19 protein-coding genes are annotated in these 22,431 nt (G+C 68.2%); 9 read left to right on the top strand and 10 right to left on the bottom strand.

Annotation, left to right across the window (positions count from 1 at the left end; genetic code table 11):
* Positions 1–256 (bottom strand): transposase (locus P2T65_RS05900; protein WP_276198947.1); only part of this gene is annotated, 256 nt, incomplete at its 3' end.
* A gap of 863 nt (positions 257–1,119) precedes the next feature.
* On the opposite strand from P2T65_RS05900, the gene P2T65_RS05895 reads away from it, so the two are divergent.
* The 3 genes from P2T65_RS05895 to P2T65_RS05885 all read left to right on the top strand — a co-directional run bounded on the left by P2T65_RS05895 (position 1,120) and on the right by P2T65_RS05885 (position 7,674).
* The gene (locus P2T65_RS05895; RefSeq protein ID WP_276199391.1) at positions 1,120–3,363 is read left to right on the top strand and encodes a glycosyltransferase; all 2,244 of its coding nucleotides are present in this window, start codon (positions 1,120–1,122) and stop codon (positions 3,361–3,363) included.
* 5 nt (positions 3,364–3,368) lie between these two features.
* On the top strand, positions 3,369–5,882 hold the full coding sequence (locus P2T65_RS05890) for a glycosyltransferase (RefSeq protein ID WP_276199390.1): 2,514 nt from the start codon (positions 3,369–3,371) through the stop codon (positions 5,880–5,882).
* Positions 5,883–5,964: 82 nt separating this feature from the next.
* Positions 5,965–7,674 carry an FkbM family methyltransferase gene (locus P2T65_RS05885; RefSeq protein WP_055458550.1) on the top strand — a complete coding sequence of 570 codons (1,710 nt, stop codon included), beginning with the start codon at positions 5,965–5,967 and terminating at the stop codon, positions 7,672–7,674.
* Between the two features lie 32 nt (positions 7,675–7,706).
* Here P2T65_RS05885 and P2T65_RS05880 read toward each other — a convergent pair whose 3' ends face one another.
* Positions 7,707–9,149, bottom strand: a complete 1,443-nt coding sequence (locus P2T65_RS05880; RefSeq protein ID WP_276199389.1) for a DUF2793 domain-containing protein — start codon at positions 9,147–9,149, stop codon at positions 7,707–7,709.
* 193 nt (positions 9,150–9,342) lie between these two features.
* On the opposite strand from P2T65_RS05880, the gene cysD reads away from it, so the two are divergent.
* The 4 genes from cysD to P2T65_RS05860 all read left to right on the top strand — a co-directional run bounded on the left by cysD (position 9,343) and on the right by P2T65_RS05860 (position 14,216).
* On the top strand, positions 9,343–10,296 hold the full coding sequence (cysD, locus tag P2T65_RS05875; RefSeq protein WP_072249451.1) for a sulfate adenylyltransferase subunit CysD: 954 nt from the start codon (positions 9,343–9,345) through the stop codon (positions 10,294–10,296).
* Positions 10,297–12,168 carry an adenylyl-sulfate kinase gene (gene cysC, locus P2T65_RS05870; protein WP_276199388.1) on the top strand — a complete coding sequence of 624 codons (1,872 nt, stop codon included), beginning with the start codon at positions 10,297–10,299 and terminating at the stop codon, positions 12,166–12,168.
* Between the two features lie 127 nt (positions 12,169–12,295).
* Positions 12,296–12,616 (top strand): phasin family protein, encoded by a 321-nt coding sequence (locus P2T65_RS05865; protein ID WP_055458553.1) that lies wholly within the window; start codon positions 12,296–12,298, stop codon positions 12,614–12,616.
* Positions 12,617–12,650: 34 nt separating this feature from the next.
* Positions 12,651–14,216 (top strand): bifunctional aminoglycoside phosphotransferase/ATP-binding protein, encoded by a 1,566-nt coding sequence (locus tag P2T65_RS05860; RefSeq protein WP_055458554.1) that lies wholly within the window; start codon positions 12,651–12,653, stop codon positions 14,214–14,216.
* Positions 14,217–14,221: 5 nt separating this feature from the next.
* On the opposite strand, the gene P2T65_RS05855 is transcribed toward P2T65_RS05860, so the two are convergent.
* The 8 genes from P2T65_RS05855 to P2T65_RS05820 form a co-directional block, all read right to left on the bottom strand.
* The gene (locus P2T65_RS05855; protein WP_055458555.1) at positions 14,222–14,896 is read right to left on the bottom strand and encodes a phosphoribosyltransferase family protein; all 675 of its coding nucleotides are present in this window, start codon (positions 14,894–14,896) and stop codon (positions 14,222–14,224) included.
* A 78-nt stretch (positions 14,897–14,974) separates the two neighbouring features.
* Entirely contained in the window at positions 14,975–15,148 is a 174-nt protein-coding gene (locus tag P2T65_RS05850; protein WP_276199387.1) for a hypothetical protein, read from the bottom strand.
* 130 nt (positions 15,149–15,278) lie between these two features.
* Entirely contained in the window at positions 15,279–16,043 is a 765-nt protein-coding gene (locus P2T65_RS05845; protein ID WP_063188716.1) for an SDR family oxidoreductase, read from the bottom strand.
* A gap of 3 nt (positions 16,044–16,046) precedes the next feature.
* Positions 16,047–16,382: a hypothetical protein gene (locus tag P2T65_RS05840; protein WP_019404311.1), complete on the bottom strand. Its 336-nt coding sequence runs from the start codon at positions 16,380–16,382 to the stop codon at positions 16,047–16,049.
* The gene (locus tag P2T65_RS05835) at positions 16,382–17,269 is read right to left on the bottom strand and encodes a DUF6772 family protein (protein ID WP_063188720.1); all 888 of its coding nucleotides are present in this window, start codon (positions 17,267–17,269) and stop codon (positions 16,382–16,384) included. The genes P2T65_RS05840 and P2T65_RS05835 overlap by 1 nt, the downstream gene beginning before the upstream one ends.
* 14 nt (positions 17,270–17,283) lie before the next feature.
* Positions 17,284–18,129 (bottom strand): carbohydrate ABC transporter permease, encoded by an 846-nt coding sequence (locus tag P2T65_RS05830; protein ID WP_245282630.1) that lies wholly within the window; start codon positions 18,127–18,129, stop codon positions 17,284–17,286.
* A complete protein-coding gene (locus P2T65_RS05825; protein WP_276199386.1) occupies positions 18,119–19,012 on the bottom strand; it encodes a sugar ABC transporter permease in 894 nt (297 codons plus the stop codon). Before P2T65_RS05825 ends, P2T65_RS05830 begins: the two co-directional genes overlap by 11 nt.
* Positions 19,013–19,016: 4 nt before the next feature.
* Positions 19,017–20,162, bottom strand: coding sequence for a mandelate racemase/muconate lactonizing enzyme family protein (locus tag P2T65_RS05820; RefSeq protein ID WP_276199385.1), 1,146 nt, complete (start codon positions 20,160–20,162; stop codon positions 19,017–19,019).
* 89 nt (positions 20,163–20,251) lie between these two features.
* Here P2T65_RS05820 and P2T65_RS05815 point away from each other — a divergent pair, with 89 nt between their 5' ends.
* Together P2T65_RS05815 and P2T65_RS05810 are read left to right on the top strand one after the other, a co-directional pair.
* A complete protein-coding gene (locus P2T65_RS05815) occupies positions 20,252–21,043 on the top strand; it encodes a FadR/GntR family transcriptional regulator (RefSeq protein WP_055458560.1) in 792 nt (263 codons plus the stop codon).
* 55 nt (positions 21,044–21,098) lie between these two features.
* Positions 21,099–22,385, top strand: a complete 1,287-nt coding sequence (locus tag P2T65_RS05810; RefSeq protein WP_055458561.1) for an extracellular solute-binding protein — start codon at positions 21,099–21,101, stop codon at positions 22,383–22,385.
* Positions 22,386–22,431 lie beyond the last annotated feature (46 nt).

Here is a 22,431-nt window from a genome sequence, read left to right as displayed (position 1 = left end):
CATCGTAAGCCCTTGTGATCGCGTCCATGAGCCGATCCCAGACGCCCGCCTTCCGCCATCGGTTGAAGCGGTTGTAGATCGTGGTCGGCGGCCCGTAGCGCGCCGGCATGTCCGCCCACGGCGCGCCGGAGCGCAGGCACCAGAAGATGCCATTGAGAACCCGCCGGTCATCCACGCGAGGCACGCCCCGCGACTTGTTGGGAAGGTGAGGCCGGATCGCCTCCCATTCGAAATCCGTCAGATCGTAGCGGCCCATCGCAAAGCTCCCGAAAAGGAGCTTGAATCACAATTGCCACCGTCAGGGAACCCAGAGCCGTTTATGGGTTTACGGCCTAGACCGGGCCAACACACGCATGTGGCATGTCTGCCGCGGCCTGTTGCCATCGCGGCAGTCCGTTGGTGCGCCTGCCAATGACGAACCGGCCGATGTGCCGCACGCCCACCCGCGGGCCCGCATCATCCGCCGCCGGGGCATCTGGTGGAGCAGCAGCACCCTCGTGCCTACGGCGGCCACGGCATGCCAGGATCCACCGGCCGCGGCCACTTGACGGCAAGCAACCGCGAAAATAAGCTTCATTATATAGTGCCGGTTTAGTTTGATTGCCGCCCCTGATTCCCCTTTATTGGACGATTGGCCATGACCTATTCTTCTCAGAACACCCTCCTCTCAACCACGCCCCAGTAATCACCTGACACCCAGCCTTGGCCGCCGGCGGAATTTCCGGGCCGGTCCCGCCGAAGGCTGCGATCCCGTCGCGGTGGCAGCTTCACCCTGAACCGGGGCATTCACGCCATACCGGACACGGCGCTTCGATCGGCGTTGCTGCGCCGGCGCGTTCAGGCAGCCAACATGCGGCGGCGGAGAGGAGGGCAGCATTGCGGGCTGCGGCAGCGCGGCAACCCTCCGTCGCGATATCGACCGGGTGGCACGGAGCAGCTCCTCCGCTCCCCGTGGCGGCGGCTGTGGGGCGTGAACGGGGAACAGGGCGAGGCAAGGACGAAGACCGAACCGACAGGCGACCGTTTCATATGGACATTGCAACCCCATCTCATCCTGCCGGCGATACCACGCCGGCGATGTGTACGCCGCAGCCTGCCGCCTGGCGCAGGGTTGCGGTCGTGACGCGCACGCGGAACCGGCCGCTGCTGCTGCGGCGCGCCGCCCGGAGCGTCAGCCGCCAGACCTTCAAGGATTTCGTCTGGGTTGTCGTCAATGACGGCGGCGACGAAGAGACGGCGCGGTCCATCGTCGAGGGAAGCCAGCTTGACCGGAACAGTGTCCTCTTTCTCTCCCTGGCGCAGAGCCGCGGCATGGAGGCCGCATCCAACGCCGGCGTGGCGGCGTGCCGATCGGACTTCGTGGTCATCCATGACGATGACGACAGCTGGGCGCCCGATTTCCTGGAAAAGACCGTCACCTTCCTCTCAAGCCAGCAGGGACGGCGCTACGGCGGCGTCATCACCCATTCGATCCACGTGTTGGAGGACATTCGCGACGACGAGGTAATCGAACGTCGGCGCCGCCCTTTCCAGACCGCGGTGCGCGACGTACAGCTGGCGCAGATGATCCGCGGCAATTTCTTTCCGCCGATCTCCTTCCTGTTTCGGCGAACGCTCTGGGATGAGATCGGCGGCTTCAACGAGACACTGCCGGTCCTCGGCGACTGGTTCTTCAATCTGGAATTCCTGCTGAAGGCGGACATCGGCGTCCTGCCGGAGCCGCTGGCCTTCTACCACCACAGGGACCAGGTCCCCGTCACGAACGTCTATGCCAATTCGGTCAGCGCGGCAGGGCACCAGCACGACGAACTTGCGGCGGTCGTGCGCAACGCGTTCCTGCGCCGCCACATGGACAAGGCCGCGGTGGCGCTCAGTCTCATCCTCAGCCATATCGACGACATGCGGCCCGGCGAGGTCACGGCGGCCGCGTCAGACCCGGTGCGGCGGCCGGCGAGCACCCCCAACGCGGCCGGCGACGACGACCGGACGGATCTCGACTGGATCATCGGCAGCATCAACCGGAGCCTGGCCAGAAGGTCCCTGAAGTCCTTCGTGCGATCGCTGCGCGTCCGGCCTCTCGAACCCGACGCCGGTTGGAACGAGGCGCTGTCCGCCCTCCAGAAGCTGAAAGCCCCCATTCCCGTTCCGGACCATTTCGACGAGCCAGCCTATCTCGCCGGGAACCCGGATGTCGCAGCCGCCGTGCAGAAAGGACAGCTCCATTCGGGCTATGTGCATTTCCTACTGTTCGGCCGTTTCGAGGGTCGGCGCCGGCCCGGCCGCCATGTCAGTCCCTTCGCCGCGGCGCAAGACAACGCCTGCCCGGCGCCGGACACGGCAAACGTTCTGAAGCCGGTCTTCGACACGCCCGCCATGCTGCGCGCGGCCCATCGCGTTGCCGGCTTCGAGCGGGTCCTGCACATTGCGCATCACGAATGGCACGGCATCCGCCAGGCCACAGCCTATTGCCCCGGGCATAAGCTGCTCATCCCGGCCGAAGGTACACTGGAGGAAGCCGACAAGGCCGGAATCGCCGAGGAGATCCAGGCTCTCGGCATCACGCATGTCGTTTTCCAGGGCTATTCGGAAAATGCCGACCAGTTGCTCCTGGCCCTGAAGTCCCGCTTCGGATCGGATCTGCGCTGCCATGCGGTCACGCACGTCACCACGGCGCAGTTCGAGCACTACTTCGAAATGGTGATGCAGGCACGCCTGCTGATACGGCTCCGGATGGGTTCCCTCCAGGGCCTCGCCTCGGTCAAGCCGGATTTCGGCGCCGTGTTCGAGAACTACTGGCCCAGCCTCATCGTCAACTTCGCGCCGGATCTGCCGTCGCAGCGCCGCGCGCAGCCGCCCGAACTGCGCTCGGTCTATGCGCCGCTCGACCCGGGCTGGCGCAAGAACATGTATACCAATGTGCTCGGCGCTCTCGCCGCCGGCAATGTCGAGCAGGTCAAGACCGCCAATTTCCCCAACGGCCTTGAAAGCCTCGTCAATCTCGACCGGCTACGGCTCGTCGGCTATCTGCGCGGGCGCGACCTCTTCGAGGAGATGGCGCGCAGCTCGCTCGTGCTGCTGGCCACCCTCGCCGAATGCCAGCCCATGACCCAGCTGGAGAGCCTGGCCGTCGGCACGCCCGCCATGACGGGACCGCTGTCGATCCGCGAGTTCGACGACGATCCGCTCATCCGACTCTGCACCACACCGCATCTCGACAATCCGGCCCTGCTGGCGCGCGACGTCGAGCGGCTGGTAGCGGCCCGGCACGCCGACCCGGGGGCGATGGCGGAGATGATCAGTTGCCACCTCGCCCGCCGCCATGCACTGGCAGCGCAGCGCTATGGCGATTTCCTGGCCCTGTGACAGCCATGACGAAACCCGCGATCTGCTTCGTGACCAATGAGCTCTATCCGCTCGGCCCCGGCGGCATCGGGCGCATGCTCCACAATTTCGCCCGGCACAACGAGACGCTGGGCTCTCCCGCGGAGATCCACTTCCTCGTGCCGCCCGAACTCCTGGCAAGCAGGCCCGATGCACCGATGCTGCTCGCCGGGACGTTCGACGGACTCGCGCAGGTGCACATCTGCCCGGACCTCGCGAACCGGCCGGACCTGATGGCCCAGCTGCTTGCGCGGGCCGGCGCCCATCCCTGGACATTGGAATGGCACCTGGCCGAATCCTATCGGTACTACCAGGGCCTCCTCGCTGCAGAGCGCCGGCGCGGCGCACCGTTCGACATCGTCGAGTTCCCGGATTTCGGAGGCTGGGCCGTGGCGAGTATCGAGGCAAAGCGCGCCGGCCTTGCCTTCACGCAGACACTCATCGCCGCCCGCATCCACTCGACACAAGGAGTGATCTACCGGGCGGAGCGTTTCACCCACCACCCCGGCCATTCCCTCGGCATTGTCTTCGATGCCGAGCGCCATCTGCTCGCCCATGCCGACCTGATCGTGGGGCACGAACGCACCGTCCTGGCCTTCAACGAGGACCATTACGGCCTTGCCGGACGCTGGCGAGGACGCTGCCTGCTGGAATTTCCGCCCATCCTTCCCGACGATGGCGACGCGCCGGTACAGGCGGAGCGCGAGCCTTTAGACTTCATCTTTTCCTCGCGCTTGCAACCCTTCAAGCGGCCGGACCTCTTCATTCGTGCCGCAATCCTCTTCCTGGAGAGACATCCGGACCACGCCGGCTGTTTCAGGCTCGTGTCCTATGGCTGGGACGAGGCCTATATCGCCGGCCTGCGGGCGCTCGTGCCGGAGACGCTGAAGGAGAAGATCCTGTTCGTCTTCGGCGCCAGCGCCGCCGAACGCGCGAGCCATCTCGCCCGCTCGGTGGTGGTCGTGCCGTCCGACTACGAGAGTCTGTGCCTGTTCGCCTTCGAGGCGAGCCGGATGGGTTGCAAGATCATCCTCAATGGACGCTGCCCCGCCTTCGGCAAGACCTCGCGCTGGCAGGACGAAAACAATTGCCTGCTGTTCGATGGTTCCGTCGCGGGTCTTGCTGCCGCAATGGAGAAGGCACTGTGCTGGGCTCCCTCTGCCACAGCCAGCGTAGCCCCCGACACGCCCTACTGGCTGCGGCCCGCGGCGTGGCCCGTTTCGCGTGCTCCCGCCGTCGCGCAGGTGAAGCGTCCTGGTGTCACGGTCGTCTGCCACGGGATTCGCTCACCCGCCGAGTTCGAACGGCTTTTCGATACCGTGCTGCCTCTCGATGCCGAGCTCGACCTGGCGGGCGGCACAGATGCGGTGCAGGTCCTGCTGCCGCGTGGGCATTTCGCCCCGGACGGGCCCGAGGCGCGCCGCGTCGAGGCCCAGGGCTGGCAGGCCGTCTTCCCCTCCGGCAAGAACGAATGTCCCGAGATGCTGGGGCGCCGGCTTGCCGCGCTGGAGCGGGAGGCGGTGCTGCTCCATCCCTTCGGCTTCGAGGCAGCGCCGGGTTTTCTCGCCCTCGCGCTCGACGCGATGGCCCGGGATGCGGAACTCGCCCTCGTCTGCGGCCATGTGGAACTCGTCGATCCGCATACGGCGAGAAGCGACTATCTGCGCGCCTATGCCGGCGAGGCGCCATCGATGGCGCTCGTCTCGAGCCGCATCGCGTCGCCGTTCTGTCTGCTGCGACGCGATCTGCCGACCCGGGTGCCGTTCGATCCGCGGGCCGGCGACCTCTGGTTCGAGGTCTTCGCCCGGGAATGTGCGCTGACGGGCGAGGGCATCCTCGTCATGCCCGTGATCGCGGCCACCATGGACGCCTTTCTGGCGGGGCGACGCGAGACAACCAAGAAGATCTCCGGCGGGCTCACCGATGCGGCAGGGATCGCGGTCGGGCTGCCTGCCCGCCTCCTGAGCCTCGACCCCGTCCAGCCGCCCGGAGATGGGCCCGATCGACCGCTGACGCTGCATGGCGAGCAATTGCGCCCGGTCTCGCGCATCCATCCCCAGGGGCGCGTGCGGGAATGGGAGCCGGTGCAATGGCATGGCGGCAGCCGAGGCATCATCGTCCACCCCATCGCAGGGGAGGTGACGATCGGCGAGTTGCGCGGCCCGCACCGGCGGGTGGGCCGCATCGTCGCCCATGTGCGCAACCTCAGCGAGCACAACGGCGGGGTCGAGGCAGCCGTCGCCCTGGCGCGCGGCAACGCGGCGACGCAGCGCATCCTCGCCCGTCTCGACGGGGGAGAGATGGCGGACGACGTCGCCCTGAGCGCCTGGCAGACTGTGGGGCCCGGCCGGCAGGCACTGATCGAACTCTCCGCCTATGGCACGAGCCGGGGCAACGATCGCCTGCTCCTCATCACGCGGCTGCCGCCCCGCGGCGAGGAGAGCGACTGCCATCTCGCCTTCGAACGCGTGGAGCTCTGGTTCAACGAGAACATCCTCTGACGGTGCGAATGCCGCGCATGCGGGCGACATCGGCGCTCCCGCCTTCAGCCACGCGCCCCGCCGTCTCACGCAAGGAACAGCCATGATCCCACCCTTCGGCCTTCTCGTTGCCCGCCAGCGATCCGGCACCGGCGCGCTGGGCAGCCTCCTCGACTGGCGCAACCATCCGCAATTCTATTATCTCGGCGAGATCTTCCACCCTGATGGCCTCGGCGATCGCCACAATTATTTCACCCACCTCCGCGACTACGTTCGGGAGGATCCGCTGAATGCGTTGGCGCAGAACGCACCGCAGAATTTCCGGAGATTTCTCGCGACCTTCGCCGGAGAAGGCCGGACGCTCCTGCCCGACGTCAAATACGACAGCCTGCATAGCCTCAACGGGCCCTGGCATGCGCCGCTTGCGCGGCCGTGGCTCCTGGAATTCGCGCGGGCCGAAGGCGCGCCGATCATCCACCTCACGCGGCGCAATCTCCTGGAGGTCTTCGTCTCCGGCCTGCTCGCGGCCGCCAACCAGGTCTGGCACACGGTCGATGCGGCGGAGGTGACGATCCGTTCCGCGGTCGTCGATATCCCGAAGCTGCTGCGCTTCATCGACGGCATGCAACGCGAACGACAGGTGATCGAGCAATGGCTCGACGGGCACCAGCCGCTCGTCGCGCTCGATTATCAGGAGATGTTCGACGCCCAGGGACTGCTGGCGAGCGAGCGGGCCGATGAGATCGCCCGCGCCTTCGGCGTGGACCCGCTGGCGCAGCGCAGGCCGTCCCTCGTCAAGCAGGCGCCGTGGAGTCTCACAGAATCGATCCGGAACTACGACGAGGTGGCAAAGGCGCTCGCCGGCACCCCTCATGCCTGGATGCTCGCCGGGGACGGCCCCCCGACAACCCGGCCCACGCCTGCCACCAAGGGATTGCCCGTGCAGAAATTCGTCTTCCAGAACTCCACCATCACCATCAACGGGCACAGTGTGACGATGCACAGCATCACGGCACCCTGGGGGGAGGACGACAACCTCCTCGGCGCAATACGGCAGGGTGCCTTCGACGAGCCGAAGTCCCTCGCCTACTGGCTCTTCCTGATGGAAGGCGCGCCGCAGAACGGGATGGTGATCGACGTTGGAGCCTATACGGGCCTCTATGCGCTGCTGACGGCGCGGGCCCGCCCGGACCTGCTCTCCATCGCCTTCGAGCCGTCGGCGGTGACCTTCGGCCGTCTCATCTACAACATTCAGCTCAACGGCTTTAATCCGCGCATCGTGCCCTGTCATCTGGCGGCATGGAACCGCGAGGAGATCCTGACCCTGCCGCACAGGTATGGCTTCTTCAGCCTGTGCTCGGGCGAGAAGATCAGTCAGACACAGGCGGTCGACCACACTGAGACGGTCAAGGCCGTACCGCTGGACGCCATCCTGCAACCGGCGCGGCTCGACTACCTCAATGCGCCACAGCTCGCGGCGATCGCCAAGCGCCCTGTCGTCGCCGTCAAGATCGACGTGGAAGGCGTCGAGCCCGAGGTGCTGGAAGGCGCGCGGCACGTCATCGCTGCCCACCGGCCCGCCTTCATCTGCGAGGCGCTTGACGCTGAGGCTCAGAACAGGCTCCAGACCTTCTTCACCTCCGTCGGCTATGCGGTCGAGCCGATCGCGGACGAGCGCAACGTGCTCGCCATGCCGGAAGACCACTATGGCGGCTTCGCGCGGGCATTCGCCGCCTGGGCGGCACGCAACGGCACGGCGGCGACCATCGGGGGGCATGTCATCGAGGATTCGCGCTTCGAGACGGAGCTGTGAAGCCGACGGGCCCCCTGCGAGTCACGCAGTTGTCAGAGCTCGGCCTCGGCCACCCAGTGCCAGTACACGGCCTGGGTCGTGGCGGTCGTGACGAAGTCGATCATGCAGCCGGCGCCGCCGGGCACGTAGACGCCGCCGATGGTGATGTCCGCGTCCGGCTGGGCGCGCACCTGCCCCGCGGCGCCGGTGGTCGGGTTGTAGATCGTCACCGTGGGCGCCGCGCGCTTGATGACGCGGAAGGGAATATCGGCCCGGTGATTGGTCGCGATCTGGAAGGTGTTCTGGTTGCGCCGGCCCATCTGGCTCGCCGTGCCCGGCGCCACCTCGAGATTGTATGACTTCTCGAAATAGCGCTGGCACATGATCAGCTCCTGGCTGAACGGCCGCACCTCGAAGGCTGACGGCACCGTGCCACGCTCCAGCTGCGGCAAGGCGAAGGTGCCGCCCGAGAAACGCACGGTGACATTCGCACCGCCGGCAAGCGACACGGTGCCGCCCTTCGCCACGGCCGCGCCGTTGACGCTGGCGCTTGCCGTGCCGATCCATGAGAGCACGTAGGTGCCGGCCACGACGTCGAGGCCCTCGATCACCTGCTCGACGCCGCCGGCCGGCGCGGTAAAGGTGCGATAGCCGTTGGCCTCGGTCCAGGCGAGCGCCTGCCCCGCAGCCACCACCCGCCAGCGGTCGAGCGTATAGCGGCCGGCGGCCGCCGTCGCCGTGCCCGAGACATAGCCGCGCTGGTTCACGAGGCCGCGGGCGTTGATGAGGAGATTGCGCAGGCCGCACTCCTGCCGCGTCTGCGGAAGTGTTACCGCGCCGCTCGCGGGATCAATCCGCAGCGCCGGCGTCCAGAGCGAGCCGTCCTCCGAGACCTTGATCTCGAAATGGTCGCTGCCGGCGAGGCCGATCTCGGCGCGTCCCGACCAGTCGCTGTTGAAGATGAGCGAGACCGTGTCGGCGGAGCCTTCCTTGTTGAGCGCCATGCGCAGCGTGCCGCTACCCCCCTCGCCTGTGTATTTCGCCGACCAAAGGGCATTCTCGAGCTTGGCAGCAAAGCCATTGACCTCGTCCGCCCGAGTGCCGACGCCAAGAGCGGCGAGATTGTGCAGCTCGGTCGGCGTATCGTCCTGCATGGTAGCCCATTCCGTCCCGGTCCAGACACGAAGACGCCCTTCGCCCGTCACATAGGCCATCCAGCCGGGCGCAGGGGCGAAGGTCAACCAGCCGCCGTCGACGAAGATGGCGACGTGGTGGTCCCTGCCTGTCCAGGCATCCGTCGCGCCCTCACCGACAATATGGCGCGCGCCTTCGGCCGGGTCGGCCGGTGGCACCGTCCGGTCCGTGTCCGCGACGGCAAGTTGCACCAGCGCATCCAGCATGTGCAGCGCCTCGTTATGGGTCACGTGTTTCTGCGCCTGGCCGGCGGCGATATAGGGCAGCTTCAGATTGGCGGTGGTTTCGGAAGCGATGGCCACGGCAGTCCCCATGAATGATCTGATGCAATGAATGATCCCATATAGGAAATTAAACCTATAATAGGGATAATGTCAACAGCCGTCGCTCGGACGTCGCCGTCGCGAGGCTTGCAAGTCGTTTCACCCATGGCTACATTCTGCCCGTTTTCCTGCGTTGTTTGCCATTTTTCATGTTTGATCCGATTGCCGAGCCATGCTGGACGCGACCGGCGCCGCCCCGCCTGCAAGCCAATCGACCGACCGCTTTGCGCTGAGCGCCCATCAGCGCATGCTGGAGGCGGAGGCCGTCCACGTCCTGCGCGAGACCGCAGCCGTGTTCCGCCGGCCGGCCCTCCTCTATTCGATCGGGAAAGATTCCTCCGTCCTGCTGCATCTGGCGCGCAAGGCTTTTTACCCGGAGGCCATTCCCTTCAAGGTCGTTCACGTCGATACGACCTGGAAGTTTCGGGAGATGATCGCCTTCCGCGATGCGCAGGCATGCGCGCTCGGCCTCGACCTCGTCGTCCATACCAATCACGAGGGGCTCGCGGCCGGCATATCGCCCTTCAGCCACGGCGCGGGCCTTTACACACACGCGATGAAGACGGTGGCACTGCGGCAGATCCTCGACCGTCTCGGCGCGGATGCGGCCATCGGCGGGGCGCGACGCGACGAGGAGAAGAGCCGCGCCAAGGAGCGCATGTTCTCGGTGCGAGCGCCTGGCCACCGCTGGGATCCGAAGATGCAGCGCCCCGAGCCCTGGGGGCTCGCCAATACGCGGCTCCTCGAGGGCGAAACCATGCGCGTCTTCCCCCTCTCGAACTGGACGGAGCACGATGTGTGGGCCTATGTCCGCGCCGAGGCAATCCCGGTCGTGCCGCTTTATTTCGCGCGCGAGCGGCCCGTCGTGCGTCGCGGCGACAGCCTGATCATGGTGGACGACGCCCGCCTGCCGCTCGCGCCGGGCGAGACACCGCAGCCGATGCGGGTGCGCTTTCGCACGCTCGGCTGCTACCCGCTGACGGCGGCGGTCGTATCCGAAGCCGCCACCCTCGATGCCGTCATCGACGAATTGCGCAGTTCGCGCCGGTCGGAGCGTGCCGGCCGCCTCATCGATGGCGAGCGGGCGGATTCCATCGAGGCCAAGAAGGCGGAAGGATATTTCTGAGTGCGCATCATCGATGCCTGCGCGACGAGCGCCGCGCCGATCGAGGAACACGGCCTGCTGAGAGTCCTTGCCTGCGGCGCGGTCGACGACGGCAAGTCGACCCTGCTCGGGCGGCTGATGGCCGACGCCGGCCTCGTGCCGGAGGACCAGATGGCGGCCGTTGCCGGCGCCGGCGGCGAGGATGGCTTCGACTACGCCCTGCTGCTCGACGGCCTCGCCGCCGAGCGCGAGCAGGGCATCACCATCGACGTCGCCTACCGTTATTTTGCAACGGCGCGGCGCAGCTTCATCGTGGTCGACGCTCCCGGGCACGAGCAGTTCACCCGCAACATGGCGACCGGCGCCTCAATCTGCGACGCCGCGGTGCTGCTGGTCGATGCGCGCAAGGGGCTGCTCCCGCAAACGCGGCGGCATGCGGTCATCGCCGGTCTGATGGGCATCCGCGATGTCATTCTCGCCGTCAACAAGATGGACCTTGTCGGCCATGACGAAAACGTGTTCAGGGCCATCGTGGCGTCGTTCCGCTCCCATGCCGACAGTCTCGGCCTCGATGTGCGCTCCGTGCCGCTCTCGGCGGCCCTCGGCGAGAACATCGTCCATCCCGCCGCCGCGATGCCGTGGCACGCAGGCCCCACCCTCCTCGACCTCCTTGAGACCCTCGCGCTCGCGCCGCGGCGCACCGGCAGCCTGCGCTTTCCCGTCCAGCGCGTCAGCCGGTCGGATCCGGACTTTCGGGGATATCAGGGCACGGTCGCCGGCGGCCGTGTCCGGCGCGGCGATCCCGTGGTCGCTTTGCCTGGCGGGCAGCCGAGCCGCATCAGACAGATCGTCACCTTCGCCGGCGAGTTGGAGGAAGCAGGGCCCGGCGAAGCCGTGACGCTGGTGCTCGACCGCGAGATCGAAGCCGGCCGCGGCACGGTTTTCGCCTGCCCGGACAACCCGCCGGCCTGCGTGAACCATGTGGTCGTTCGCCTCGTCTGGCTGTCCGAGATGCCGCTCGGCACGGGCCGGGAGTTGCTCATGCGGCAGGGCACGGACCTCGTGCCCTGCCGCATCACCGCCCTGCGCAGTCGGCTCGACGTCGTGCGCATGGCGGAGAACCCGGCAACAACGCTCGGCGCGAACGATATCGGCACGGCCGTTCTCGAGACAGGCCGTCCGGTCGTCGTGGAGCGCTATGGCGACAACCGAACGCTCGGCTCCTTGCTGCTCATCGACCGGCTGAACAACGAGACTCTCGCAGCGGGCATGGTGGTCGAAGCCGTGAACGCCGCCGCCAACGTCTACTGGCAGCGCTTCGATACGACCACGGCAGACCGGCCGAGCGCCGGGCGGCAGACCCCCGCCATCCTCTGGCTCACGGGTCCCTCCGGCGCCGGCAAGTCGACGGTGGCGAATGCGCTGGAGCGCCGGCTGACCGCGGCGGGATGCCACGCCTATGTGCTCGATGGCGACAACATGCGCCACGGCCTCAACCGCGATCTCGGCTTCTCGCCGCCCGAGCGCGCCGAGAACGTGCGGCGCCTCGCCGAGGTGGCGCATATCCTCGCCGATGCCGGCCTCATCGCCATCGTGGCGGCCATCGCCCCCTATGCCCAGGACCGGGCCAACGCCCGCGCCATTGCCAAGGACGTGCCGTTCTACGAGATCTTCGTCGACACGCCGCTCGATGTCTGCGCCTCGCGCGACCCCAAGGGGCTCTACATGCGGGCCCGGCAGGGCCTCGTCAGCGACTTCACCGGCGTCGGCGCCCCCTACGAGCGGCCGCAGGCGCCCGACCTTCGCCTCGACGGCACGGCCGAGACGCCGCAGCAGGAAGCCGGACGCATCGTCGATCTCCTCGCCGCGCGCGGCCATGTGCCTGCTGCCTGATAAAAGAGGCTCCGCCGCAGCCCCCGGCCGGAAAGTGGCCGTCTTTTCCGGGCAGGATTGCGTTTCATCAAGGACGCGGGTCCACCGCGCGCCCAAGCTTGGGTTCTCCAAGAGGGAGGGAGAGACGATGACCCCGGACAAGCAAGCCACACGTCCGCGCCGCCCGAACGCCGGCGACATGCAACTGCCGCTCGAGGCATTCCCGCTCTGGATCAAGACTTCCACCTTCGACCTGCCGGTCGCCATCGGCACGGAGATGCTGCACTTCATGGCCCGCCGCCTGGAGGCCCAGGCCTCATTCTGGCAGGATCTCGGCCGCTGCCGCGACCTGCCGGAGGCCATGGAGCGGCAGACGGCCTTTGCGCAGCAGGCGGTCACGGACTATACGCAGGAATTCGCGACGCTCGTGCGCAAGGCCGAGGACAAGGTCATCCATACGGAGCACTGAGTGCGCGGGCTCCACGCCGGTCCGTCGAGGCAGGATGACGCCGACACACCACGTCACCGAAGATCAGGACGAGATCCTGCGCTTCCTTGCCTCGCCGGACAGCCATGGCGGGGGTGGCCCCGTCAAGCGCATCGACACGCACGGCGCGATCGTCTTCCTCACCGGCTCGGACGCCTACAAGGTGAAGCGCGCCGTGCGCTTTCCCTACATGGATTTCTCCAGCCTGGAGAAGCGGCAGCTCGCCTGCGAGCGCGAGATCGCGATCAACCGGCCCGGTGCGCCGGATATCTATCTCGGCCTCGTCCCGATCGTGCGCCGGGACGGCACGCTCAACCTCGGCGGCCCAGGCACGATCGTGGAGTGGGCGGTGCACATGCGCCGCTTCGACGAGACCCGTACGCTCGACCGCCTGGCGGCCGAGGGGGCCCTGACGCCTGCCATCGTCGCGGCCGTGGCGCGGGCCGTCGCGGAGGCTCATGCGCGGGCGCCCGTCCATCACGGCGCCGATTTCGCCGGCGCGCTCGCGGCCATCATCGCCGAGAACGGCACGAGCCTCGCCGAGCAGCCCGTTCTCTTTCCCGCGCAACGGACGGAGCGTTTGACCCGCCAGTCGCTCGCCGCGCGCGAGCGCGTGGCCACGCTACTGGCACAGCGCGCCCGGGATGGCCATGTCCGCCGCTGCCACGGCGATCTTCATCTCGGCAACCTCGTGCTCCTCGACGGGGCACCCCGCCTGTTCGACGCCCTCGAATTCGACGAGGCGCTGGCGACGACGGACGTGCTCTACGACCTCGCCTTCCTGCTGATGGACCTGATCGAGCGGAACCTGCAGGGCGAGGCCAACCTCCTTCTCAACCGCTACCTCGTCGAGAGCCGCGAGCCGGGCCACCTCGCCGGGCTCGCCGCGCTGCCGCTCTTCATCAGCGTCCGCGCCGCGATCCGGGCGAAGGTCACCGCGGCAGGGCTCGCCCATCTCGACGAGGAGGCGCGCGAGCGGGCGAGCGCCGAGTGCCGGCGCTATTTTAGCCTCGCCGAAGCCGTCCTCGACCCCGGACCGCCGCGGCTCGTCGCCGTCGGCGGCCTCTCGGGTACTGGCAAGAGCACTCTTGCCGCGGCCCTCGCCCCGCTGATCGGCCGCCCGCCCGGCGCCATTCACCTGCGCAGCGACGTCATCCGCAAGCAGCTCTTTGGCGCGGTTGAAACGGAGCGCCTGCCGGACAGCGCCTATGATGCAACGGCGACTGCCGCGGTCTACGACCGGCTGTGCCGCGATGCCCGGGCGGCGCTGGAAGCCGGCCGGCCGGTCATCGTCGATGCCGTACACCAGCGCCCAGGCGAGCGCGCCGCCGTCGCAGCACTCGCCGCAGACCTCGGCATCCCCTTCACCGGGCTGTGGCTCTCAGCGCCGCTCGACAGGCTTGTCGCGCGCGTCGAGGCCCGCCGCGGCGATGCATCGGATGCGGATGCCGCAGTCGTCGCGATCCAGGCCGCGCGCGAAACGGGCGACGTCACCGCCGAGCCAGGCTGGAGGGCCGTCGACACGGACGGCACACCGGATGACGTGCTCGCGCGGGCCCGATTGGCCCTGGCGCAGGGCTGACGCGCCTACGGCTGCAAGGACGGTCGGGCGCTGCCCTCGTCCGGCGGGAAACGTGCCAGCGTCGCGATCACAGCCTCGTCCTCCACCTGGCCGAAATCAAGATAGGCGGCTCCGACGGCCCAGAACGGCTCCGGTGTCTCGAGGCAGACGACGGCATCGGCCTCGTCGCAGAGATCGGCGACGACGTCACGCGGCGCGACCGGCGTCGCGAGGACAAGCCGCGCCGGTGCGCGGCGGCGGATGGCCCGCAGGGCCGCCCTGACGGTCGCGCCCGTCGCGATGCCATCGTCGACCACGATGGCGCAGCGGCCTTCCACCCGCACGGGCGGGCGCGATCCGAGATAGAAGCGACGCCGGCGCTCGATCTCGGCGAGTTCGCGTGCCCGCACGGCTTCGAAGTCGGCAGGCGCAATCTGCGCCCCCGCGATGATCTCCTCATTGCACACGGTGATGGGCTCGGCCCCGTCAACGACCGCACCCATCGCAAGCTCCGGCTGCCGCGGCACTCCGAGCTTGCGCACGAGGACGAGATCGAGCGGCGCATGGAAAGCGGCGGCAATTTCGGCCGCGACCGGCACGCCGCCGCGCGGCAAGGCGAAGACCACGGGGTCCTCGTTCCGCCATCCCGCCAGGGCCTTGGCGAGCCTTCGTCCCGCCTCCACACGGTTGAGAAAAGGCATGGCCCACTCCTGTCCCGCCCCATGGCACTGTCGCGCAGGGCAGCGCCATGGCCATCCTATCGCCAGAGCCCCGGCGCGTCATGGGCAGGCGACCACTGTCGCCCATGGACGGATCGCGGCGCGCACGGCGGGGACGTCGAGGGCGTTCGGCGTGTCCTGCAAAGCTTCCAGGTCCGGCTTGAAAAGCTTGTCGATGACAGCCGCGACCGTACAGGTCTCCGCGAGGTCCTCGGCCACCTCCGTCACCGGCATGTGGCCTATCCGTTGCGCTCGAAGGACCCGCCGAGCGATCGCCACCAAGCCGTTGCGGACGCCATCGCCCGCGCCGCAGGGCACCTGCGGGCAAGAATCAGTGGACGCGGGGCGGTCGCGCTCAACCCGCTCAGCCAACATGCCAGCCGCCGTCGACGAAGAGCCGGGCGCCGTTGATATAGGCCCCCGCATCGGAGGCGAGCAGCAGGCAGGCGCCGACGCAGTCCTGTGGCAGGCCAATGCGTCCTGCCGGGATCTCGCTCTCCACACGCGCCCGATAGGCCGGATCGACGAGGACGGCGGCGTTGCGCTCGGTCGCGATGGCGCCGGGCGAGACCGTATTGAAAGTGACGTTCTGCGCCGCATATTGGCGCGCCAGGTTGACCATCACGTTGGTCTGGGCGCTCTTCAGCGCCGCATAGACCACCAGGCGCGGATTGGGCCGCACCTCCTGGATGCTGCCCATGGCGATGACGCGGCCGAAGCCGCGCGCCGCCATGCCTGGCACCACGGCCTGCAGGAGGAGGAGGCTCGCGGTGAGATTGACCGCGACCTGTTGCGCAATCTCCTCCTCCGTCACGTCGCGCCAGTCGCGGCGCAGCTCGAGCGACGCATTGAGCACGAGAATGTCGATCGGCCCCAGCGCCTCGGCCACGGCCTCCGGCAGGCGCCGGCAGGCGTCCGCCTGGGCGAGATCGGCGGCGAACGCCTCGGCGCGGACACCGGCGGTGCGCATCTCCTCCACCGCTTCGTCCAGCGCCGCGCTTCCCTCCGCGCCGTGCACCGCGACGGCGCCGCCGCTCTGCGCGAGGCCGAGCGCGACCGCCCGCCCGATACCGCGGCTCGACCCGGTGACGAGGGCGACGCGCCCGTCGTTGCGGAATGGGCTCCCCATGGCTCAGGCCTTCAGATGCCAGGTGACGAGGACGGTGAGCGCGGCCCCCTCCGGCAGGTCCGCGGCGATCCTGAGCCACGTCCCGAAATGCGCGACGCGCGCGAAGGTGACTTCGCCGGCCCGCACCGGCAGGTCGAACGCGCTGCCCTCCGCCACCCAGTGCATGCCGTCGGGCGACAGCTCGACGCGGGCACGGCCCGGCGCGCCGACCGCGTCCTTCAGGGCGCGCACGAAGACAACGGCCTCGCTCGCCCAGCCGGCCTCGTAGGGCTCGGTGGCGGATGCGCCCCGCCACTCCTCATTGCGGGCGACGACGGCGGCCTGGCTTTCGCGCAGCATCAGAAATCTCCCGACAGGCAGACGGAATCGATGAAGAGGCTGGCGCGCTTGTCCGTGTCCGTCTCGACGAAGAAGGCGAGGTTCAGCATGCACCAGAGGTTGCGCATGGCCGGTATGCGCATGCTGTCGAAGCCCGACAGGTCGAATTCCCGGTCGTTGCAGGCAAGGCCGGTCGCCTGCATGGTCGCAAGGTCGAAGTCGAAGCGGCAGTAGTGCCAGTTCACCTTGGTCGGAATCTCGTTGTAGCAGAGCCTCTGCCCGCCGCCGGCGATGTCCTCCCATCCTTCCGGCGCCAGGTGATAGTGCGTCACCGTCTTGTTCCCGGCGCCGACCGCGGCGAAGGGCTCGTTCCGGCGCTTGAACTGCCACTTCTGCACATGCGCGCCGTCGAGCGCGTTGAGGAAGCGCAGATGCGGCATGATGCGCCAGGCGTCGCCGTCCTGGTCCCCCGTCTGCAGGTCGTAGAGGAAGCCGATGGAGCGCACGTCGGTTTCCGACAGGCGCAGCTCGTTCGCCTCGGGCTTGAAGGTGAAGTAGAACTCGAGCCGGATGGGGCCGCGCCGACGGAAGGTGAGCCGCTTGATCGAGACGTTGCGCGCGCCCGCCCGCGGCCGGGTCGCGATCTTCAGCGCATAGCTGCCGTCGAAGCCGCCGTGGCTGCCGAAGTCCCATGTCGGCAAGGTCGACAGCATGGCCTGTGAATGCTGGGCATAGCCCGGATGCATGGCATCGAGCGTGTCCTCGTAATTGCCGACGAGCTGCGTCCAGCCGCAGAAGCCGCGGTCGAAATCGTCGAAGGCGATGATGCGCGGCAGCGGGTCGAAGCGCGACAGGGCGGGATCGGCGAGACGCAGGGCCGAAGCGATCTCATGGCGGTCGAGTGTCATCGGGATGGTCCTTCTCAGCCCTTGGTGGCGCCCGCCGTCAGGCCTTCGATGAGATGGCGCTGGCACAGGACGACGAAGGCGAGGATGGGCAGGAGCTGCACGGTGGTGGCGGCGAAGAGGACGCCCCATTCGACGCCCTCGAGCGAACCGATCATCTCGGACAGCACGAGGGGCGCGGTCTTGGCGTTCTTCGTCGTGAAGATGAAGGCGAAGAGGAACTCGTTCCACGCATAGACGATGACGAAGATGGCGACCGCCACCATGCCCTGCGCCGACAGGGGCAGGATGACGCGGCGGAAGATCTGCGCCTGGCTCGCCCCGTCCATCATCGCCGCCTCGTCGAGCTCGCGCGGGATCTGGTCGATGAAGGTGCGCATCACCATGGTGCCGAGCGACACGAAGAAGGCCGCGTAGAGGATGATGAGCACCGCATAGGTGTCGTTGAGCCCAAGCGCGTTGACGATCGGGAACAGCGGCAGCGTCGTCACGATGGGCGGCAGGAGACGCAGCGCGATCATGGCGAAGACGGAGCCGGAGAGGAAACGGCTGCGCCAGCGCGAATAGCCGAAGCCCGCGAGCGTCGAGGTGAGCACCGCGAGCAGCGTCGCGCCCACGGTGACGATGAAGCTGTTGGCGAGCCCGGTGAAGAAGTCGCCCCAGCGCTGCCACAGGGCGACGAAATTCTCGAAGGTCGGCCGCCAGCCGACGCCGGTCGCGAAGATGTCGCGCTCGGGCGTGAAGGCGGCGCTCACGATGAGGGCGATCGGCCCGAGCGACCAGGCGAGCACCAGGGCAACGGCAACGGCCTTGCCGAGGAGGCGCAGGAGCCCGGAGGGCGTGAAGGCAGGATCAGTCGGCACGGGCGAACATCTCCCGGTAGAGCCGGCGCAGGTAGAAGGCGGCGAGCAGCAGCGAGGTCACCACCATCAGCCATCCGGTCGCGCTCGCCGCGCCGAAGTCGTTGTAGCGGAAGGCCTCGAGATAGAGGTAGACGGCGACGACCTCGGTCGAGCGCGCCGGCCCGCCCTGCGTCAGCAGCCACACTTCCGAGAACAGGCGGTAGGCGAAGATGTAGCGAAACAGCATGGCGACGAGGATGGCCGGCATGAGCAGCGGCAGCGTAACGCGGCGAAAGCTCTGCCACGCGCTCGCCCCGTCGATCTCGGCCGCCTCGTAGAGGTCCTTCGGGATGGCGAGCCGCGCCGCATAGAGGATGATGAAGGTGAAGGGCAGGTGCAGCCAGATGCTGAGCAGAGCGACGAGCGCCAGCCCGTGGCTCGGCACCACGGACCATTCGAGCGGCGGCAGGCCGATCCCGGTGAGCACCCGCGTCATGAAGCCGGTATCGGGATCGAACAACGTGCGCCACATGACGACGGCGCCGACCTCGCTCACCGCGTAAGGCGCGAGGACGGCGGCGATGAGCAGCTTCCGAAAGGGCAGACCGGCTGCGAACAGCACCGCCATGGCAAGGCCGAGCACGACTTCGACATGCACGACGACGAGCACGACGATGACCGTGTTGCCCAGCGCCCGCCAGAAATAGGGATCGGCGAGGATCTTGGCGTAGTTTGCGAAGCCGACGAAGGTCGCCGCCCGGCCGAAGGTCGACTGCTGGAAGGAGAGCCACAGCACATAGACCGCCGGGATGAGGATGACGAAGGCGAGCAGCGCGAGCGCGGGGGCGAGATAGGGCAGCGCCCGGCGCGGCTCCTGCATGGCGGAGATCGAGAAGGCCGCCATGCGCTCACTCCGTGATGCGGTGGGCGGCGAGCGCCGCCCGGTCGAGCGTGATGCCGAGTCCCGGGCCGGCCGGCACCGGCAGCGCGCCGTCGACCATCGTCGCCGGATCGCCGACCGGCTCCATGAGCAGCGCCTCGCGCAGCGGATTGCGATAGACCATGCACTCGAAGGCGAGGCAGTTCTCGGCGGCGGCGGCAAGCTGCAGGCTGGCAGCGACGCAGACAGCACCCGACCAGCCGACGTGCGGGGCATAGGCGACGTTGAAGCTCTGTGCGAGCTCGGCGATGCGCCAAGTCTCGGTGATGCCGCCGGCCCGCGCCACATCCGGCTGGATGAGGCCGATGGAGCGGTCCTGCAGCATTGGCAGGGCGTCGAGCGCCGTGAAGTCGCTCTCGCCCGCGGCGAGCCGCACGTCGAGCTTGTCGCGCAACAGGCGATAGCCCCCGCGATCCTCGGGCCGCAATGGCTCCTCGAACCAGTCGTAGCCGCACTCCTCGAGCGCGCGTCCGACGCGCACGGCATCGTCCAGGTCATAGGCCCAGTTGGCGTCGACGCTGAGGCCGACGGCGTCGCCGGCGAGGCGACGCACGAGGCGGATGCGGTCGATCGAGGCGGGCACGGAACGGCCCGTCTTCACCTTGATCTGGCGGAAGCCGGCAGCGAGCGCAGCCGCGACCTCCGCCTCGACGGCCGCGTCGTCGAACCAGTTGATCGAGGAAGCATAGGCCAGGACCGTGCCGCGCCCGACGCCGCCGAGGAGCTTCGCCACCGGCATGCCGGCGGCCTTGCCGGCAATATCCCACAGGGCGATGTCGACACCGGCGACAGCCTCGACCAGCATGCCGCCGACACGGCCGGTGAGCACCCCGCGCATGGCGTTCCACAACCGGCGCCGGTCGAGCGCATCCTCGCCGACGATCCTCGGCGTGAGCACGCCCTCGATGAAGCGCGCGTAGGCGGCCGCGCCGCGCCGGCCGAGGCATTCCCCGAAGCCGACGAGACCCTGGTCCGTCTCCACCTCGACGACGACGATCTCGACCGTTGTCCAGTCGCCTTGCGAAGTCCGCTGCGCTGTCGGCAGCGTGGCGCGCAGCGGATGCACCTCAACCCGCGCGATACGGCCGGCTGCAAGCCTTGGAGTGTCAGGCATGATCCCGCCTCTGGTTTCCTCTCTTGTATCTCACCTATCTGATAAGTTTCTAGGTTGCAACCCTGCTGGGTTTATGCGATGAAGGCACCATGCAGGATCAACTCGACATCGCGGCCGATGCCCGCGCCGACGACTGGGCGACGCTCCTCGGCGCAGCCGATATCGCGCCGAGCCGTCTCGGCGACGCGGTCATCGAGCGGTTGACGGAAGCGATCATCGACGGCCGCCTCAAGCCCGGCGACCCCCTGCCCTCTGAGGGGCAGATCGCCGCCACCTTCGGCATCTCCAAGCCGATCGCGCGCGAGGCGCTGCGCGAGCTCGCGGCGATGGGCGTCATCCAGGTGCAACAGGGCAAGGTCAGCCGCGTGCGGGCCATCGACAGCGGGCCGCTGGCGCGCTTCTACCGCTTCGCCGTCGGCAGCACGAAGCACGGCCTGCGCGAGGCGGTGGAGCTGCGCCGCATGCTGGAGCCGCATATCGCTGCGCTCGCCGCCGAGCGGCGCACCGAGGCCGACATCGCCGCGATGCACGACATCCTGAAGCGGATGGAGGCGACGCTCGGCGACGTGCCGGCGTGGATCGAGGCGGACCTCGCCTTCCACAACCAGGTGGCGGCGATGGCGCACAACCGGCTCGTCATGCTGCAGCTCAAGGGGCTCGAGCCCGTCGTGCGCATCATGATGGTGCGCTTCAACGCGCGCGAGGCGCGCACCATGGACGATTGGCGCGTGACGCTGGCGCGCCACGCCCTCATCGCCGAGGCGATCGAGGAGGGCAATCCCGCAGCGGCGGAAGCGGCCATGCGCAGCCACTTCGCCGCCGCCGATGCCGCCATCCGCGAGATCTTCGGGCCGGACCCGACGCCGGGCCGGCCAGGCTAGGCCCATATCACCAGCGAGGCCCGCAGCAGAACGGGCCCGAAGGGAGGGAACGAGAATGGCACCGATCGACAGAAGGACGCTGCTGGCAACGGCAGGGGCGGCGCTGGCTGCCCCGAACATCGCCTTCGGCCAGGCGGCCAAGGGCCCGCCGCTGCAGGTCTTTTCCCACCGCGTCCACAAGACCGTGGCGACCGGCCAGAGCGGCGACGTCACCGCCCCCTGGACGGCCGATACGGGCATCGCCGTCGAATGGACGACGTTCGACACGGGACCGTTGCAGGAACGCCTGTTCCGCGAAGCCTCCCTGTCGCAGACGAGCGTCGACGTCGGCTTCATCCTCAACACCCAGGCGGTGCCGCGCACGGCCGAGCTCTTCGAGCCGCTCGACGACTACATGCGCAGCGACCCGCCGGAGGATGTCGCCGACATCTTCCCCGGCCTCATCGAGGGCATGACCGTCGGCGGCAGGCTTGTCGCCGTGCCCGTGCGGCATGCCTCGTCCGGCCTGCACTGGAATGCCGACATCCTCGCCGAGCGCGGCTTCGAGAAACCGCCGGCGACGATGGAAGAGCTCGTCGAGGTGGCGAAGGCCGCGACCTACAAGCGCGCCGACGGCACCAATTGCGTCGGCCTGTGCATGCCGGGCGTCACCTATCCCAATGTCATCGACATCGCCCGCGCCTGGGACGGCGATTTCATCACGAAGGACTTCAAGGTGGTGGCGGATCAGGAGGGCATGCTCAATGCCATCCGCCTGCTGCGCGGCCTGTTCGAGGCCGGCGCCTTCCCGCGCAACTTCACCGCCCTGACGACCGAGGAGGTCGCGACCTGGATGCAGCAGGGTCGCGCTGCCATGGCCCTGCAGAGCATGGGCCGCAACCGCATCTTCAACGACCCGCAGAAGAGCAAGTTCGCCGGCAAGATCATGACGGGGGCCGTGCCGATCTCGGAAACGCTGAAGGACCGCTATGCGGTTGCGCCGGCGAAGGTCGAGTTCTGGGGCCTCGCCATCCCCAAGAACAGCACGCGCAAGGACCTCGCCTGGAGTTTCATCAAGGCGATGCTGACGAAGGACGCGACGCTCAAGATGGCGCTGAGCGGCAACGGTCCCGTCCGCGCCTCGACCTATGATGATGCCGGCTTCCGGGCGTCGGTACCCTATGCGGATGCCGAGCGCGACGTCCTGAAGGTGGCGCGCGTGCCGGTGCCCGCCTTCGACGAGGCGGCGCGCGCCGGCGACATCTTCAAGGAAGAGGCCGAGGCGGCGGTCCTCGGCATGAAGAGCCCCGAGGCGGCCATGACGTCGGTCGTCGAACGGGTCAGGCCGTTGCTGCCGTCCTGACGACGCAGCGCGGCGGGCGATTAAAACAACGAAACCGGAGGAGATC

Origin of the sequence: Chelatococcus sp. XZ-Ab1 (assembly GCF_029309855.1) — a bacterium.
Taxonomy (GTDB): Bacteria; Pseudomonadota; Alphaproteobacteria; order Rhizobiales; family Beijerinckiaceae; genus Chelatococcus_A; species Chelatococcus_A sambhunathii.
The sequence above is the reverse complement of the archived record's forward strand: the minus strand, read 5'-3'. Positions and strand labels throughout refer to the sequence as shown.